Source organism: Chryseobacterium sp. SNU WT5, from assembly GCF_007362475.1.
Classification (GTDB): domain Bacteria; phylum Bacteroidota; class Bacteroidia; order Flavobacteriales; family Weeksellaceae; genus Kaistella.
In genome coordinates, this window is sequence record NZ_CP041687.1 from 2644702 (window position 1) to 2659757 (window position 15056).

The 15056-nt window shown below is 34.9% G+C and carries 15 protein-coding genes and 2 tRNA genes; all 17 read left to right on the forward strand.

The window, feature by feature from the left end; genetic code table 11:
* The gene (locus FNJ88_RS12490) at window positions 1–888 is read left to right on the forward strand and encodes a ParB/RepB/Spo0J family partition protein (protein ID WP_143853565.1); all 888 of its coding nucleotides are present in this window, start codon (window positions 1–3) and stop codon (window positions 886–888) included.
* Window positions 888–1517, forward strand: a complete 630-nt coding sequence (locus FNJ88_RS12495) for a DUF5683 domain-containing protein (RefSeq protein ID WP_143853566.1) — start codon at window positions 888–890, stop codon at window positions 1515–1517. Before FNJ88_RS12490 ends, FNJ88_RS12495 begins: the two co-directional genes overlap by 1 nt.
* A 32-nt stretch (window positions 1518–1549) precedes the next feature.
* A complete protein-coding gene (dapB, locus tag FNJ88_RS12500) occupies window positions 1550–2257 on the forward strand; it encodes a 4-hydroxy-tetrahydrodipicolinate reductase (RefSeq protein ID WP_143853567.1) in 708 nt (235 codons plus the stop codon).
* A gap of 78 nt (window positions 2258–2335) precedes the next feature.
* Complete coding sequence (gene lepB, locus FNJ88_RS12505) at window positions 2336–3991, forward strand: signal peptidase I (RefSeq protein WP_143853568.1); 1656 nt, start codon at window positions 2336–2338, stop codon at window positions 3989–3991.
* Window positions 3992–4248: 257 nt separating this feature from the next.
* The gene (locus FNJ88_RS12510) at window positions 4249–4860 is read left to right on the forward strand and encodes a WbqC family protein (protein ID WP_143853569.1); all 612 of its coding nucleotides are present in this window, start codon (window positions 4249–4251) and stop codon (window positions 4858–4860) included.
* Between the two features lie 10 nt (window positions 4861–4870).
* The gene (locus FNJ88_RS12515; protein ID WP_143853570.1) at window positions 4871–6574 is read left to right on the forward strand and encodes a S8 family serine peptidase; all 1704 of its coding nucleotides are present in this window, start codon (window positions 4871–4873) and stop codon (window positions 6572–6574) included.
* 101 nt (window positions 6575–6675) lie between these two features.
* Window positions 6676–7155, forward strand: coding sequence for a lipocalin family protein (locus FNJ88_RS12520; protein WP_143853571.1), 480 nt, complete (start codon window positions 6676–6678; stop codon window positions 7153–7155).
* 25 nt (window positions 7156–7180) lie between these two features.
* Window positions 7181–7876: an OmpA family protein gene (locus tag FNJ88_RS12525; RefSeq protein ID WP_143853572.1), complete on the forward strand. Its 696-nt coding sequence runs from the start codon at window positions 7181–7183 to the stop codon at window positions 7874–7876.
* An 87-nt stretch (window positions 7877–7963) separates the two neighbouring features.
* Window positions 7964–8851 (forward strand): decaprenyl-phosphate phosphoribosyltransferase, encoded by an 888-nt coding sequence (locus tag FNJ88_RS12530; protein WP_143853573.1) that lies wholly within the window; start codon window positions 7964–7966, stop codon window positions 8849–8851.
* Entirely contained in the window at window positions 8848–10161 is a 1314-nt protein-coding gene (locus FNJ88_RS12535; RefSeq protein ID WP_143853574.1) for an FAD-binding oxidoreductase, read from the forward strand. The genes FNJ88_RS12530 and FNJ88_RS12535 overlap by 4 nt, the downstream gene beginning before the upstream one ends.
* A gap of 49 nt (window positions 10162–10210) precedes the next feature.
* Window positions 10211–10936 (forward strand): SDR family NAD(P)-dependent oxidoreductase, encoded by a 726-nt coding sequence (locus FNJ88_RS12540; RefSeq protein WP_143853575.1) that lies wholly within the window; start codon window positions 10211–10213, stop codon window positions 10934–10936.
* A gap of 35 nt (window positions 10937–10971) precedes the next feature.
* Window positions 10972–11559, forward strand: a complete 588-nt coding sequence (locus FNJ88_RS12545; RefSeq protein WP_143853576.1) for an HAD-IB family hydrolase — start codon at window positions 10972–10974, stop codon at window positions 11557–11559.
* Between the two features lie 39 nt (window positions 11560–11598).
* On the forward strand, window positions 11599–12774 hold the full coding sequence (locus tag FNJ88_RS12550) for a cysteine desulfurase family protein (protein ID WP_143853577.1): 1176 nt from the start codon (window positions 11599–11601) through the stop codon (window positions 12772–12774).
* A gap of 76 nt (window positions 12775–12850) precedes the next feature.
* On the forward strand, window positions 12851–13168 hold the full coding sequence (gene trxA / locus FNJ88_RS12555) for a thioredoxin (RefSeq protein WP_143853578.1): 318 nt from the start codon (window positions 12851–12853) through the stop codon (window positions 13166–13168).
* 128 nt (window positions 13169–13296) lie between these two features.
* A tRNA-Asp gene (locus FNJ88_RS12560) sits at window positions 13297–13370 on the forward strand.
* 32 nt (window positions 13371–13402) lie between these two features.
* Window positions 13403–13476 (forward strand) — tRNA-Asp (locus FNJ88_RS12565).
* Between the two features lie 228 nt (window positions 13477–13704).
* A complete protein-coding gene (locus FNJ88_RS12570; protein ID WP_143853579.1) occupies window positions 13705–14976 on the forward strand; it encodes a glucose-1-phosphate adenylyltransferase in 1272 nt (423 codons plus the stop codon).
* Window positions 14977–15056: the final 80 nt, after the last annotated feature.

Here is a 15056-nt window from a genome sequence, read left to right on the forward strand (position 1 = left end):
ATGAAAGATAAGAAAAGAGCAATGGGACGTGGTTTGGGAGCAATCCTAAGTGCAGAATCGAAAGCTTCTGTGAATTCCGCTACCGATGAAGGAGCAGATAAATTTGTGGGAAATATTATGGAAGTTGCTCTGGACGATATCGATCCGAATATTTCCCAACCTCGTACTTATTTTGATGAAAAGGCGCTGAATGATTTGGCGCAATCTATTAAAACACTAGGGGTAATTCAACCGATTACGCTTAGAAAAGATGGCAATAGATTTGAAATTATTTCCGGTGAACGACGTTTCAGAGCAAGTAAAATTGCTGGTCTTAAAAGCGTTCCAGCATATATTCGGTTGGTTAATGATCAAGAGCTTCTGGAAATGGCGTTGGTTGAAAACATCCAGAGAGAAGATTTAGATGCGATAGAAATTGCGCTCACTTATCAGCGACTGTTGGAAGAAATTGGCTTGACTCAGGAGAATCTTAGTCAGCGAGTTGGCAAAGAACGTAGTACAATCACGAATTCTATAAGATTATTGCGTTTGGATCCTGCTTATCAAAATGCGATCAGAAGCGGTGAGATTTCTGCCGGACACGGTAGAGCACTTATCAGTGTAGAAGATGGAAAAATGCAACAGGACCTGTTCAATAAAATATTAAAGAATAATCTTAGCGTTCGGCAGACCGAGGCCGAAGCAAGTTTATTAAAAGAGCCAAAAGCAACAACGAAAAAAATACCTACACAACTTCCTAATAATTTTAAGAAAGCAGAGAAAAACTTAGCGGATATTCTTGCGGTAAAAGTTGAGATTAAAGGGTCTGCAAATGGAAAAAAAGGAAAAATAGTGTTGGATTTCAAAAATGAAGAAGAATTGGAACAGATTCTTTCACACTTTAAATAATGCAAAGACTAACTTCTTTATTTTTAATATTATTTTCAATTCAGATCTTCGCCCAAATTGGTCCGAAAGACACCATACGTGTAGAAAATTATCCCAAGGATTCGGTTTCTACTAAACGGGCACCATCAGATATTGAAGTTCTTTCTGATTTGAAAGAAGCAAATGCACCTGCCAAAGAAATGAAATTTAATCCCACAAAAGCGGGCTTATATTCTGCCATTCTTCCAGGTTTAGGACAATATTATAACAGAAAATATTGGAAAATTCCTATTGTTTGGGGAGCGATTGGAACAGGTGTAGGAGTTACATTGTGGAATCAAAGACAGTACAATCGTTATAGAGAAGCATTTATTGCACAACTAAATGGGCAACAGCATGAGTTTTCTGATATTCCGGGCGTAACAAAAGAAGCTTTGGGAAGAACGCAGGATCGGGCGAAAAGACAACGTGATTACGCCATTGCAATTACCAGCCTGGTTTATATCTTGAATATTGTGGATGCTGTCGTAGATGCACATTTATATGAAGGTAGAAAAGATCCAGATTTGGCTTTGAAACCCACTATTATTTTTGACGAATTTGGAAAGACTAATTCAAAAGCTGGTCTAAGTTTAAGTTATAACTTTTAATAAAAATCTAACGCTACGCGTTGAAGTAAAATATGAGAATAGCACTTGTTGGTTACGGGAAAATGGGTAAAATCATTGATGAGATTGCTTCAAAAAAAGGTCATGAAATTGTTGCAAAACTTAATGAGAACCCAACTGTTGAAAATCTGAATAATGCAGATGTTGTTATTGAGTTCTCTAATCCAGAGGTCGCTTTTCAAAATATCAAACTTTGTTTGGAAAATAAAATTCCAGTAGTATGTGGAACTACGGGTTGGTTAGATCAGAAACCGGAGATAGAAGAGATCGCTAAACAAAATAATACTGCTTTTTTATATGGTTCTAATTTTTCCTTAGGAGTAAATCTGTTTTTCTCTTTAAATGAGAAATTGGCAGAATTGATGAAGAATTTCCCTGAATATAACGTGCAAATTGAAGAAATTCACCACACCCATAAAAAAGATGCACCCAGTGGTACTGCCATTTCCTTAGCAGAAGGAATTATTAAAAATGACAAGAGATTTGATGCCTGGAAATTAGATGAAACCCAAAATAAGGAATTAGGAATTTTCGCCATCCGAGAAGATGAAGTTCCCGGCACGCATAGCATATATTATAAAAGTGAAGTTGACGAGATCGAAATAAAACACACGGCTTTCAATCGAAATGGCTTCGCTGTGGGAGCAGTGATTGCTGCAGAATGGATCATAGGAAAAAAAGGAAATTTCTCGATGAACGATGTGCTTTTCAACAAATCTTAAAAATAAATATAACCTTGTTACAAATGATTTTGTAACAATTTTCAAATAAACTAAACTCATTGCATTAAGCATATCAATATGGATTACTTTCTTACTTATTCAGTTTACGTTATAATTCTCTCATTATTGATGGGGATCTCTACTTGGAAACTTTTCAAAAAAATGGGTTACAATCCAATTTTTGCATTCATTCCATTCTATAACTACTTCATTATTTTAAAAGAAACACAGCACACCAAATGGTGGGCAGTTTTAGCTTATATTCCAATTGTCGGACCCATTATGATGACGGTTTTTCATTTGTTTTTAATGAAACATTTTGGGAAATCCACACTTGTGCAGAAACTACTGACCATTATTCTTCCGTTTATTTATTTGGCGGTCGTCAATTATTCAAAAGATCCTGAAATTGCCAAAGAAGATGATCTATATTTAACAGAGGAAGAAAAACAATCCAAAAAGAAAGAAACCTTTGTAGGTTCCATCACTTTTGCGGTAGTTTTTGCGACAATCATTCATATTTTTGTAACCCAACCATTCGGGATCCCAACCGGTTCTATGGAAAGAACATTATTGGTCGGTGATTTCTTATTTGTAAACAAATGGACTTATGGATACAGAATGCCAATGCGTCCTGTAGCGATCCCTTTTTTACAGGGAACCATTATGGATACAGGTGTGAAAGGAAATCCCAAAGATGATCCCAAATCTTATGTAGAAGCAGTAAAATTACCTTACCTAAGATTGCTGCAAACTAAGAAACCGCAAAGAAATGATATTGTTGTCTTCAATTATCCACAGGATTCAGTACATGTTGCAACAGATAGAAAAGATCCGTATGTAAAAAGATGTGTTGCAGTTGCAGGGGATGTTCTGGAGATGAGAGCGGGGCGACTTTTCGTAAACGGGAAGCCAGAAACTATTTTAGGAGATCAACAAAAACAACATAAATATATTGCAACTACTGGAAGCCAACTGGATATTCCGGCATTATACAAGCAATACGGTTTTTTACCAGTGCAGGAAGTTCAAACTCAAAATGGATTTTTATATGATTTCCAGGGATTAACAGATCAAACTGCCAAAGAAATTAAGCAGCTTCCACAGATTATCGACCTCAAAGAACATATTTGGGATAAAGATTCTGCGGCTGTTTCTTATAAAGTAAATGCTGCCAGAGACGCTTACACCAAACATATAGATACCACACAATCCATCTTCCCTATTAATAAAAAATGGAATCAGGATTGGTACGGACCATTAACAATTCCGAAAAAAGGTGATGTTATAACTTTAAATCAAGAAACTTTACCTGAATATCGATGGATCATTTCTGAATATGAGCATCATCATTTAGAAAATAAAGATGGAAAAATTTATATTGATGGCAAAGAATCTACGCAATATACCATTCAACAGGATTATTATATGATGATTGGTGACAATCGCGATGCTTCTTTGGATGCAAGATTTTTCGGTTTTGTTCCGGAAGAAAATATTGTGGGTTCACCCATGTTTACATGGTTAAGTGTAGAAGGTTTATTTGCAGATAGCGGATCAACCTATCAGGCAGATGGTAAAAGGATTCGTTGGGACAGAATGTTCAAGGCTACCAACACCGGGGAATTGCACAAAACATCTTATTGGTGGGTTGCAGCGATCATTCTTTTGTTATTCTTCGGCTGGGATTTCATCATGAAAATATTTAGAAAGAAGAAAGAAGAAGAGAATTAAGTTTGTTTGGAGCTTGATCCCGCTTTCCGCTATATCTATTGTTTCGCCTTGCCCCTGCTTATGCCTGTTCACCGGCTACAAAATAGGATGCCGCTACAATCGGGGCTATGGATCGCGCTTTTAAAAGAAATGCTGGTGCACATTGGGAAAGGTATTTAATGCGCTTAAAAGGAGAGTGATTTTTATACCCTTTTATCCGCCTTTTCTCTGTCAGTAACTCATATTCTTTCTTTGTTTAACAAAATAGTATTTCAGCAATGCCAACTCTACTACCCGTATTTTACCTGCCGCCAATTTCGTGGTTTTCAGTTTTTTTGAAAGAAGACAATGAAATTGTATTTGAGCAGTTCGAGACCTTCCCGAAACAAACTTTTAGAAATAGAACCAATATATATGGAGCTAACGGAAAGTTATCATTGATTATTCCAATTGATCATTCCGGAAAAAGAGTAATTAATGAACTGCAGGTTTCAAATCGTGATAAATGGCGGAGTCTCCATTGGAAGTCGATTAAAACCGCTTATCAAAGTTCTCCTTACTTTGATTATTATGAAGATCAACTTGAAGAAATATTTAATTTTAAAGAAAATTCATTGTTTCAATTTAACCTTCATGCTTTAAAAATCATCCAAAAGATTCTGAAATCCGAAAAGGAATTTACTTTTACAAAAGAATATATAAGAAAGCCTGAACAACTTAATTATCGGGAACATTTTTCTGCCAAACATAAGTCACCTTTCGAAATGCCCGAATATTTTCAGTCATTTTCCGAAAAATATGGCTTTTTGGAAGACCTATCAATAATCGATTTGATTTGTAACAAAGGCCCAGAGTCTATGACCTATCTTAAAAATGTTAGACCAATATAAATATTATAATATGAAAAGAATACTTATTGCAGCTTGCTTTATAACAGGTTTCACATCATTTGCACAGAAAGCAGAAGCGCCATTAGACCCGATGAAAGACAAAAACTTGATGACTTGGTATCATCAGGAATTTTCATCTACAAATGTTTATGGTGTAAATACTCAAAATGCCTATAAATATTTAGAATCCAAAGGTTTAAAACCTAAAACTGTTATTGTAGGAGTTTTAGATAGTGGAGTTCAAGTCACTCATCCTGGTTTAGTTGGAAACATGTGGAAAAATCCAAATGAAATTCCCAATAATGGAAAAGATGATGATGGAAATGGCTATATCGATGATGTTCATGGGTGGAATTTTCTGGGAGGCAAAAACGGCGATGTGGAGGTTGACAATATGGAAGTAACCAGATTGGTTAAAAAATATCAATCTCTGTTTGAAGGTCCAAATTCTACAGCGAACAAAGCGAATCAAGCTAAAATGCCTGAAGAATTTAGCGAATATATGAAAGCGAAACAAATCTTCACGAAGAAAAGTGTAGAGGCGAGACAAAATTATGAGACTTATAAGAGAATCCAAGAGATGATTCCAATGATGATTTCAATGCTAAACGGTCAAAACCTTACACGGGATGTTATTGGAGCGCTTAAACCAAGCACGCAAGAACAATCAATGGCTGCTTCAATTTTAGACCAGGTCAGCAGAGATCCGGCAGTTGCTGGAAAATCTCCTGCTGAAGTACAAAAATTTTTAGAGAAAGAAATGAAAGGTGCTTTGGATCACTTTGAACCTCAGGCTACCAAACAATATAATTTGGATTACGATCCTAGGGCTGAAATCGTTGGTGATAACTATGATGATTATTCTCAGAAGAGTTATGGAAATAATCATTACGCTGGGCCCGACGCGCAACATGGCACACACGTGGCAGGAATTATTGCAGGGTTGCCCAATAGTAAAGAAATTCAATATGGAGTGGGTTATAAAACGGCCAAGATTATGACTGTTCGTGCAGTTCCAGATGGTGATGAAAGAGACAAAGATGTGGCAAATGCAATCCGATATGCGGTAGATAATGGAGCGAAGATCTTAAATATGAGCTTTGGTAAACCAGTTTCTCCAGGTAAAAATTATGTTTGGGATGCATTTAAATATGCAGAACAAAAAGGAGTTCTTTTAGTGAAGGCCGCAGGAAACGATAACGAAAATATAGCAGAAAATATTTATTTTCCAACCAATTTTAAATCAGCAGAAGATCCTAAGCCTTTCATTAACAATATGATTGTAGTTGGTGCATCTACAAATGATAATGAGTTTCTAAGAGCAGATTTCTCAAATTACAATAAAAAAATGGTGACGTTATTTGCCCCAGGAGAGAAAATTTACTCTACGGTTCCAAAAGATCAGTATGAATATCTTCAGGGAACGTCCATGGCTTCCCCGGTAGTTGCTGGTGCAGCATCTGTTCTTTTAGCTTATATGCCTAATCTTACCCCGGTGCAGGTTATCGATTCATTTGTAAAAACAGCAAATAAATCGACGGTAAATGCAATGATTAGTTCAAATACAGATAATAGATTTGATTTAATTTCTGAAGCTGGCGGTGTCATCGATTTACGAAAAGCTGCAGAATATGCTTTTACGCATTATTATAAACCAACGGCTACAAAAGCAACTCATGCGAAATCACAAAGAAGAGCAGTCAAGACTAAATAAAAATAATTTAAAGAATTCTAAAACCCGATTTTCGGGTTTTTTTATTTTTTAACTAAAATGGCACGGTTTTTCTTAGTTAAATTCTAAATAATTATAATACTATGAAAAATTTACTACTAGCTGGAATTATTGGAGCAGCGATGACTGTTTCTTGTTCCACAGCAAAAACAGCGCAGTCTAACAAAGCAGAGTTTTTAAAATTGAAAGGTGATTGGCAAATTACAAGTGTTAATTATGACAAAAATTTCAAAGTGAAACCTTTTGATGAAGGAGCAGACGCTCAATGCTTTGTTGGTAGTAACTGGAGGTTAATTCCAAATAACTGGTCAGGCTCTTATACGATTAATGGAGGTGGTAGTTGCCCTAGTGTTATTCAGCCTATTAAATTTGAGGTGGTAAATGGTAATGAATTTAAATTCAAAAAAATGTTAGAAGGTACAAAAGCGAAAGCTGTAACTGTTGGATATACTTTGAATTTAATTAGTCAAACTGAAGATCAATTTACTCTTGAACAAAACGTTCCTTCTAATGGAGAAAATGTACGAATTGTATATAACTTCGAAAGAACATCATTGAAATAATATTATTAAAATTAAAATAAAAAATATGAAAATTTTTAGCAAAACAAATATCGCAGCTTTATTTCTGTCAGCTTCTATGTTGACGATGACGAGTTGTGAAGCAGTAAAAAATTCAAATAACCAACAAAAAGGAACAGTTATAGGTACTGCTGCAGGGGCTATTCTTGGTGGGGTATTAGGAAATAACATTGGTAAAGGTAAAAATGCACCTTTAGGAGCTGTACTTGGTGGTGTTATTGGTGGAGTTGCCGGTAACGTAATTGGTAACAAAATGGACAAACAGGCCAAAGAAATTAAAGATACATTACCTGGTGCTGAAGTAGAAAGAGTAGGAGAAGGAATTAAAGTGACCATGAAAGAAAATATGGTTAATTTCGGATTTGATTCTTCAGATTTAACAAGTTCTGCTAAATTGAACTTAGATAAATTAGCAGATGTTTTGAAAAACAATCCTGATACTAATATCAATATTTATGGTTATACAGATAGCAAAGGTGCTGATAGTTACAACCTATCTCTTTCGGACAGAAGATCTGCTGCTGTGAAGAGCTATATGATGATGAAAGGAGTGGCTTCAAGCAGAATGATGACGATGGGTATGGGGGAAGCTGATCCTATTGCTTCAAATGATACAGACGCTGGTAGAGCACAAAACAGAAGAGTAGAATTTGCGATTACCGCAAATGAAAATATGATTAAAGATGCTGCCAACAATCAGTAATAAATATTTAATCAACAAATTAAAGATCCGCATTTGCGGATCTTTTTTATTTTAAATTCACTAATTTTGCAACTGATTTTCAAACGAATGACTAAATATTTAAAATTGCTTAGAGTAGAACAGTGGGTGAAGAATCTTTTTGTTTTCGCTCCTTTGTTTTTCTCTGGCAATATTATGGAAATGGACCTTTTGGTGAAAAGTATTTTTGCATTCATTATCTTTTCTATCACGGCCAGCAGTATCTACATTATCAACGATTATTCAGATATAGAATCGGATCGGAAACACCCAGAGAAAAGAAACCGACCATTGGCGAGTGGTGCGATTTCAAAAAGTCAGGCAAAATTCATATTGGGCTTTCTGTTGTTGGTTAATATCATTCTCCTGTTTTTAAGCGTAGATTTTTTCCAGCAGAATCTTTGGAAATTTATTGCCATTATCGGTTTCTATTTTATGATGAATTTAGCCTACACTTTCAAATTGAAACACGTTGCAATTGTTGATGTATGTATTATTGCGATTGGTTTTGTGCTTCGAGTGCTTGCTGGCGGTTATACAACAGGGATCCTAATTTCCCAATGGGCAATCTTACTCACCTTTGTTTTGGCTTTGGTTTTGGCAATTGGTAAAAGAAGAGGAGAATTAATTAATGCTCAAATCTCTGGACGGACCAGAAAAGCGCTGGACGGATATAATGTGCAGTTTGCAGACATTGCTCTTTCGATCAGTTGTGCTTTAGCAATTGTTTGTTATTTGATGTTTACCTTATCACCAGAAGTGCAACAGCGATTTCACCCAAGAGTTTTTTACACCGTCTTTTTTGTAGTATTTGCTTTTTTACGGTATTTACAGCAGACTTTAGTGTATAATAAAACTGAATCTCCCACGAAAATTATATATAAAGACAGATATATTCAGGTGACATTAGTTCTTTGGTTAGCAGCGTTTTTATTACAAATTTATTTTAAGAAATGAAACCAACCTATAAGCAGGTCATAGCGAACTGGGGAAACTTCCCCGTCGTGGAAAAGGAAATTAAATCTGAAGATTCTACGAAAAAAATTAAAGAATATGTTCGAAATCACCATGATATTATTGCGCGTGGAAATGGAAGATGTTATGGGGATGCAGCGCTTTCTGAAAATATATTTTCTACCAAAAGACTTAATAAATTCATCAGTTTTGATCGTTTAAATGGAATTATAGAATGTGAATCTGGTATTTTACTTTCCGATGTGTTAGAAGTGATCGTTCCACAAGGCTACTTTCTTTTTGTAACACCAGGTACCAAATTTGTTACCATTGGAGGGGCAATTGCTTCTGATGTACATGGTAAAAATCACCATGCCGAAGGTTGCTTTTCAGAATATGTAATGGAGTTTTCTTTATTAAATGAAGAAGGAGATGTTCTTCCCTGTTCACGGAATCAAAATTCAGAAAAATTTTGGTCCACAATAGGTGGAATGGGCCTTACAGGAATTATTCTGTCGGCTAAGTTTAAGCTGAAAAATATTGAAAGCAGTTATATCCGTCAGGAAAGTATCAAAGCAGAAAATTTAGACGAAATCTTCAAATTATTTGAAGAGAGTGAATCTTGGACCTATAACGTTGCCTGGATAGATTGTCTTCAAACAGATAAAAATTTAGGCAGAAGTATTATGATGAGAGGTGAGCATGCTTTTAAACATGAATTACCCAAAAAATTGCAGGGAAACCCTTTAAAATTGAAGATGGGAAGTAGTCCATCAATTCCTTTTTATTTCCCAAATTTTGTGCTGAACAATCTTACGGTTAAGATATTTAATCTATTATATTACTTTAGACAAAGTAAAAAGGAAGTAAAGAGTTTTGTTCATTACGAACAGTTTTTTTACCCTTTAGATATAGTGAATGACTGGAACAAGATTTACGGTAAAAGTGGTTTTATACAGTACCAAATGGTAATCCCGAAAGAGAGTGGTAAAGAAGGAATGAAAAAAATTCTTGAGACAATTGCTAAAAGCGGGAATGGTTCTTTTTTGGCTGTTTTGAAGTTGTTTGGGAAAAATAATCCGGACGCATACAATTCTTTTCCGTTTGAAGGATATACCCTTGCTTTGGATTTTAAAGTCAATTCTAAGTTAAAGAAGCTGGTGTCGCAGTTAGATTCCATTGTGGAAGAATTTGGTGGAAGAATTTATCTTACGAAAGATTCAATGAGTAAATCCTCATTGACTAATTATCTACAAAATGTTCAGAATCCAAAGTTTATTTCGATGCAACAAAAAAGAATTGATAATAATTAATGGATTTATACCGGGCTAAAATCGATACGCAGAAATTAGAAAATACTATATGATTGTTCTAGGAAGCAACTCAGAAATCGCACAGGCATTTGTTGAGAAAGCATTAAGTGCTGGTGAAAGATTTTCACAAATTTATCTCTTAACTTCAAATAGAGAAACGACAGAGAAGTTTGCAAAACATCTTGAAGTGAAATTTGTACAACAGTCACAGATTATTGAAATGGATCTTCTTAAGCCAATTAATTATGCAGTGCTGGAAGGGCTAACTTCTGACCTTCTTTTTTGTGCGACCGGTTATCTTGGTTTAGGAACAGCAGAAGGGCTTTATGACAATAAGAATACCGAAAGGATCATCGATATCAATTTTGCAAAATTAGTACCTGTACTTAATTTTTTTGCAGAGAAAATGGAGCGACAAAGATCAGGAACAATGATTGTGCTTTCATCAGTTGCAGGCGAGCGGGGAAGACAAAGTAATTTTATTTATGGAAGTGCGAAAGCGGGACTTACAGCGTACTTAAGTGGTTTACGCAATTATCTATTCAATAAAAAAGTTCATGTTTTGACCATAAAACCAGGATTTATGGCGACCAAAATGACAGAAGGATTACCCCTGAATCCCAAATTAACGGCAAGTCCAAAACAAGCCGCTACAGGAATTTACAAAGCATACAAAACCAAGAAAGATGTTGCATATATTTTACCAATGTGGCGTATCATCATGCTTGTGATAAAGAATATTCCAGAATTTATCTTTAAAAAATTAAAACTGTAACGATCAAAATTTCAAATTTCAGCATTTAAAAACTTATGAAAAAATTATACTGCTTTGATTTTGACGGAACTTTGACTCATAAAGATACCATGTTTCTTTATCTGAAATTTTATAATTCTTCAAAATTTAATCAACAGTTCATCAAGCATATTCCACTATTTATATTGTTGAAATTAAATCTTTTAGATGCAGAAAAAATAAAAAAAAGTTTTATTTCTGCGATTTTAAAAGGAGAGTCTAAGTTAAAAATAGAAGCTAAATCACAAGAGTTTTTTGATAAATTCTATCCAGATATCTTTAGAGAAAATGCGCTGGAATTCATTAAGAATATTGATTACTCAAAAACGGATTGTTATATCGTTACAGCTTCCCTCGATATTTGGGTGAAACCATTTGCGGAAAAATTTGGAATGAAACTTTTGGCAACAAGAGCTGAGTTTAAAAATGATGTATTCACGGGAAATTTCGTTGGAAAAAATTGCAATGGACTAGAAAAGGTTAATCGGATTAAAGAAGCAACTGCCGATGGAAGGTATGATAAAACCATCGCTTTTGGTGATACTTCTGGCGATCAACAAATTTTGGATTGGGCAAATGAAGGTCAGTTTAAATTTTTTCATTAATTTTAAAGTCCGAAAAGTCTAATAAAAGAAAACAAATCAATGAATAAAATTTATTTGGATAATGCCGCGACTACGCCATTATCCGAGGAGGTAATCGATGCGATGGTAAGTGTTTTAAAAAATAATTACGGAAATCCATCTTCAACCCACAGTCTTGGACAGGCTGCAAAGATTCTTATTGAAAATGTTAGAAGACAAGTGGCTGATTATCTTCATGTAAGTCCTGCGGAAATTATTTTTACTTCTTGCGGAACAGAGTCAAATAATATGATCATCAAATCTTGTGTTAATCATTTAGGAGTCGAAAGAATCATAAGTTCGCCAATGGAGCACAAATGTGTTGCAGAGACGGTTTTAGATATGAAGAAGCGAAAGGGAGTAGAAGTGGCATACCTTCGTCCTGATCAAAAAGGGGATTTTGATTTAACTCAATTTGAGGCGCTACTTAAAAGTTCGGACAAGAAAACATTGGTTACATTAATGCATGCAAACAACGAAATCGGAAACTTATTGGATATTAAAGAAGTTGCCCGGATTTGCAAAGAAAACAACGCATTATTCCATTCAGATACCGTACAGTCTATGGCGCATATGGATTTAGATTTCTCGGATATTCAAGTTGATTTTGCCTCATGCAGCGCTCACAAATTTCACGGTCCAAAAGGAAGTGGTTTTGCTTTTATTAGAAAGGGTTCTGGTTTGAAAGGAATCATTACCGGCGGGCCACAAGAAAGAAGTTTAAGAGCTGGTACAGAAAACGTATGCGGAATTGTAGGTTTAGGAAAAGCTTTAGAATTGTATTTGAATAATATGAACGAATACGCTTCTCATATTAAAGAAATTAAACAATATACCATCGATCAGCTTACAAAGAAAATAAATGGCGTTAAATTCAATGGTAGAAGTGCAGAAAAAGATGCAGGTTTATATACTGTTTTGAGCGTATTACTACCTTTTAAAGATCCTATGATTGGATTGAAATTAGATATGAAAGGTATCGCAATTTCGCAAGGTAGTGCATGTTCTTCTGGTGCTTCTAAACCGTCGATGGTGATGATGATGATTTTGGATGAAGAAGAAATGGCAAAAACTACACCGTTACGGGTTTCATTCAGCCATTTAACCACAAAACAGGAAATCGATTCGTTGGTCGGTGCAGTAGCTGAAATAGCGGCAACATTACAAATAGAAAATGCAAATGTTTTGCATAGATAGAGCAATGCATTTATTGTTAGGAAAATTGTAAATTTGAACATTAATAGTATAATAACAGAAATTAAAAAGATAAAAAATGGCATTAGAAATTACAGATCAATCGTTTCAGGAAACAGTATTGAATTCAGATAAACCAGTATTGGTAGATTTTTGGGCAGTATGGTGTGGGCCTTGTAGAATGTTAGGACCAATCGTAGAGGAAGTTGCTGCAGATTTTGACGGTAGAGCGATCGTAGGAAAAGTTGATGTGGATAATAATCAGCAGGTATCAGTAGATTACGGTATCAGAAATATTCCAACTATTTTGATTTTCAAGAATGGAGAAGTAGTTGATAAAATTGTAGGTGTTGCTTCAAAAGAAGTGATTACAGAGAAATTATCTACACACTTATAAAAATAAGAGCATTGAAAATGAGTACTTTCCTCTCTAGGTAAGTACTTTTTTTATAAAATGTTTGCAGAGTGTTATAAAATTTGTATTTTTGCACTCACCAAAAAGAAACATAGTTTCTTATTCTAAATGATCCGGTAGTTCAGCTGGTTAGAATGCCGCCCTGTCACGGCGGAGGTCGCGGGTTCGAATCCCGTCCGGATCGCATAAAGTTTATCAATTACTTTTCAAAAAATTGATCCGGTAGTTCAGCTGGTTAGAATGCCGCCCTGTCACGGCGGAGGTCGCGGGTTCGAATCCCGTCCGGATCGCAAAACTCTCAAATTTGTTTTTGAGAGTTTTTTTGTGAAAAATTTCATCTTAAATATAGTTTTGCAAGGTTATTGCTTTCAATAGCGAGTTATTATTCTCTAATATTTATCTGGAAGAGAAAACAGTAAGCACATGATATTATTAAGTTTTTTTAATTTTGATTAAAGTTTTTAAAGACGTAATATTGTTTAACATCATTAATTTAATGACCTTTTAAATTTAACAATATGAAACCCAGCGTAATTTCTATAGTTCTTGGCGGTGGAAGAGGAAGCAGATTATTTCCTCTTACTTATTCTCGTTCCAAACCAGCGGTTCCGATTGCCGGAAAATATAGATTGGTAGATATTCCGATTTCTAACTGTTTGAATTCAGGGTTTAATAGAATTTTGGTGCTGACTCAGTATAACTCGGCTTCTCTAAACTCTCATATTAAAAATTCATTTCATTTTGATATTTTTAGTAGAGGCTTTGTAGATATTTTAGCAGCCGAGCAGAATAATGAAAGTGAAGAATGGTATCAGGGTACAGCAGATGCCGTGCGCCAGTCTATGAAACACTTAGATAAGTATGACTACGAGTATATTCTGATATTATCTGGTGATCAGTTATACCAAATGGATTTCAGGGAGATGATTGATTTTCACTGTAAAAACAAAGGAGATATCACTATTGCAACTATTCCTGTAAATGGACATGATGCTACTGGATTTGGGATTTTAAAATCTGATGAAGAAGGAAATATTACTTCATTTATAGAAAAACCCCAAAGTGATCTACTTGTAGACTGGAAATCTGAAGTTTCAGAAAAAAATAAAAAAGAAGGGAAAGATTATTTGGCCTCGATGGGAATTTATGTGTTCAGTAAAGATGTTTTGAAAAAAATGTTTGCTGAAGATCCTGGTGATGATTTTGGAGGCGAACTGATTCCTAACGGTATTGGAGTTTACAAAACGCTCAGTTTTCAATATGAAGGATATTGGACAGATATTGGTACGATCCAGTCATTTTTTGATGCTAACTTAGATTTAACAAAAGATTTTCCAAATTTCAATTTATTCAGTAAATCTCCTATTTATACCAGAGCCCGAATGTTGCCACCTTCAAAGATACTGGGGTCATATGTAAGTAAAGCTATTTTTGGAGATGGTTGCGTAGTAATGGCCGATAAAATTGAAAATTCTATTGTCGGAAATAGAAGTAGAATAGACAAAGGAAGTACTTTGATGAACTCTTATATGATGGGTGCAGATTTTTACCAAGAAACTAAAGAAATAGTAGATAATGATGAAAAGGGAGTTCCTAATCTTGGGGTAGGAAAATACTGCTATATCGAACGAGCAATTTTAGATAAAAACTGTCGTATTGGGGATAATGTGCGTATTATTGGTGGAAATCATTTAGCAGATGGTGATTATGAAAACCATTCAGTGAAAGATGGTATTATTGTAATTAAAAAAAATGCAGTTATTCCGCCAGGAACTCAGATTTCGACGTAGAATAGTTAATTCATATTAAGATGCGCGGTAATATATTTTACCGTCTTTTTTTTGCGTGTGATTTTATGTATTTTTGCAGC

What these genes read in the sequence shown, in the direction of transcription:
- FNJ88_RS12490 (WP_143853565.1), top strand. Translation starts at nt 1, where the DNA reads ATGAAAGATAAGAAAAGAGCAATGGGACGTGGTTTGGGAGCAATCCTA.
- FNJ88_RS12495 (WP_143853566.1), top strand. Translation starts at nt 888, where the DNA reads ATGCAAAGACTAACTTCTTTATTTTTAATATTATTTTCAATTCAGATC.
- dapB (WP_143853567.1), top strand. Translation starts at nt 1,550, where the DNA reads ATGAGAATAGCACTTGTTGGTTACGGGAAAATGGGTAAAATCATTGAT.
- lepB (WP_143853568.1), top strand. Translation starts at nt 2,336, where the DNA reads ATGGATTACTTTCTTACTTATTCAGTTTACGTTATAATTCTCTCATTA.
- FNJ88_RS12510 (WP_143853569.1), top strand. Translation starts at nt 4,249, where the DNA reads ATGCCAACTCTACTACCCGTATTTTACCTGCCGCCAATTTCGTGGTTT.
- FNJ88_RS12515 (WP_143853570.1), top strand. Translation starts at nt 4,871, where the DNA reads ATGAAAAGAATACTTATTGCAGCTTGCTTTATAACAGGTTTCACATCA.
- FNJ88_RS12520 (WP_143853571.1), top strand. Translation starts at nt 6,676, where the DNA reads ATGAAAAATTTACTACTAGCTGGAATTATTGGAGCAGCGATGACTGTT.
- FNJ88_RS12525 (WP_143853572.1), top strand. Translation starts at nt 7,181, where the DNA reads ATGAAAATTTTTAGCAAAACAAATATCGCAGCTTTATTTCTGTCAGCT.
- FNJ88_RS12530 (WP_143853573.1), top strand. Translation starts at nt 7,964, where the DNA reads ATGACTAAATATTTAAAATTGCTTAGAGTAGAACAGTGGGTGAAGAAT.
- FNJ88_RS12535 (WP_143853574.1), top strand. Translation starts at nt 8,848, where the DNA reads ATGAAACCAACCTATAAGCAGGTCATAGCGAACTGGGGAAACTTCCCC.
- FNJ88_RS12540 (WP_143853575.1), top strand. Translation starts at nt 10,211, where the DNA reads ATGATTGTTCTAGGAAGCAACTCAGAAATCGCACAGGCATTTGTTGAG.
- FNJ88_RS12545 (WP_143853576.1), top strand. Translation starts at nt 10,972, where the DNA reads ATGAAAAAATTATACTGCTTTGATTTTGACGGAACTTTGACTCATAAA.
- FNJ88_RS12550 (WP_143853577.1), top strand. Translation starts at nt 11,599, where the DNA reads ATGAATAAAATTTATTTGGATAATGCCGCGACTACGCCATTATCCGAG.
- trxA (WP_143853578.1), top strand. Translation starts at nt 12,851, where the DNA reads ATGGCATTAGAAATTACAGATCAATCGTTTCAGGAAACAGTATTGAAT.
- FNJ88_RS12570 (WP_143853579.1), top strand. Translation starts at nt 13,705, where the DNA reads ATGAAACCCAGCGTAATTTCTATAGTTCTTGGCGGTGGAAGAGGAAGC.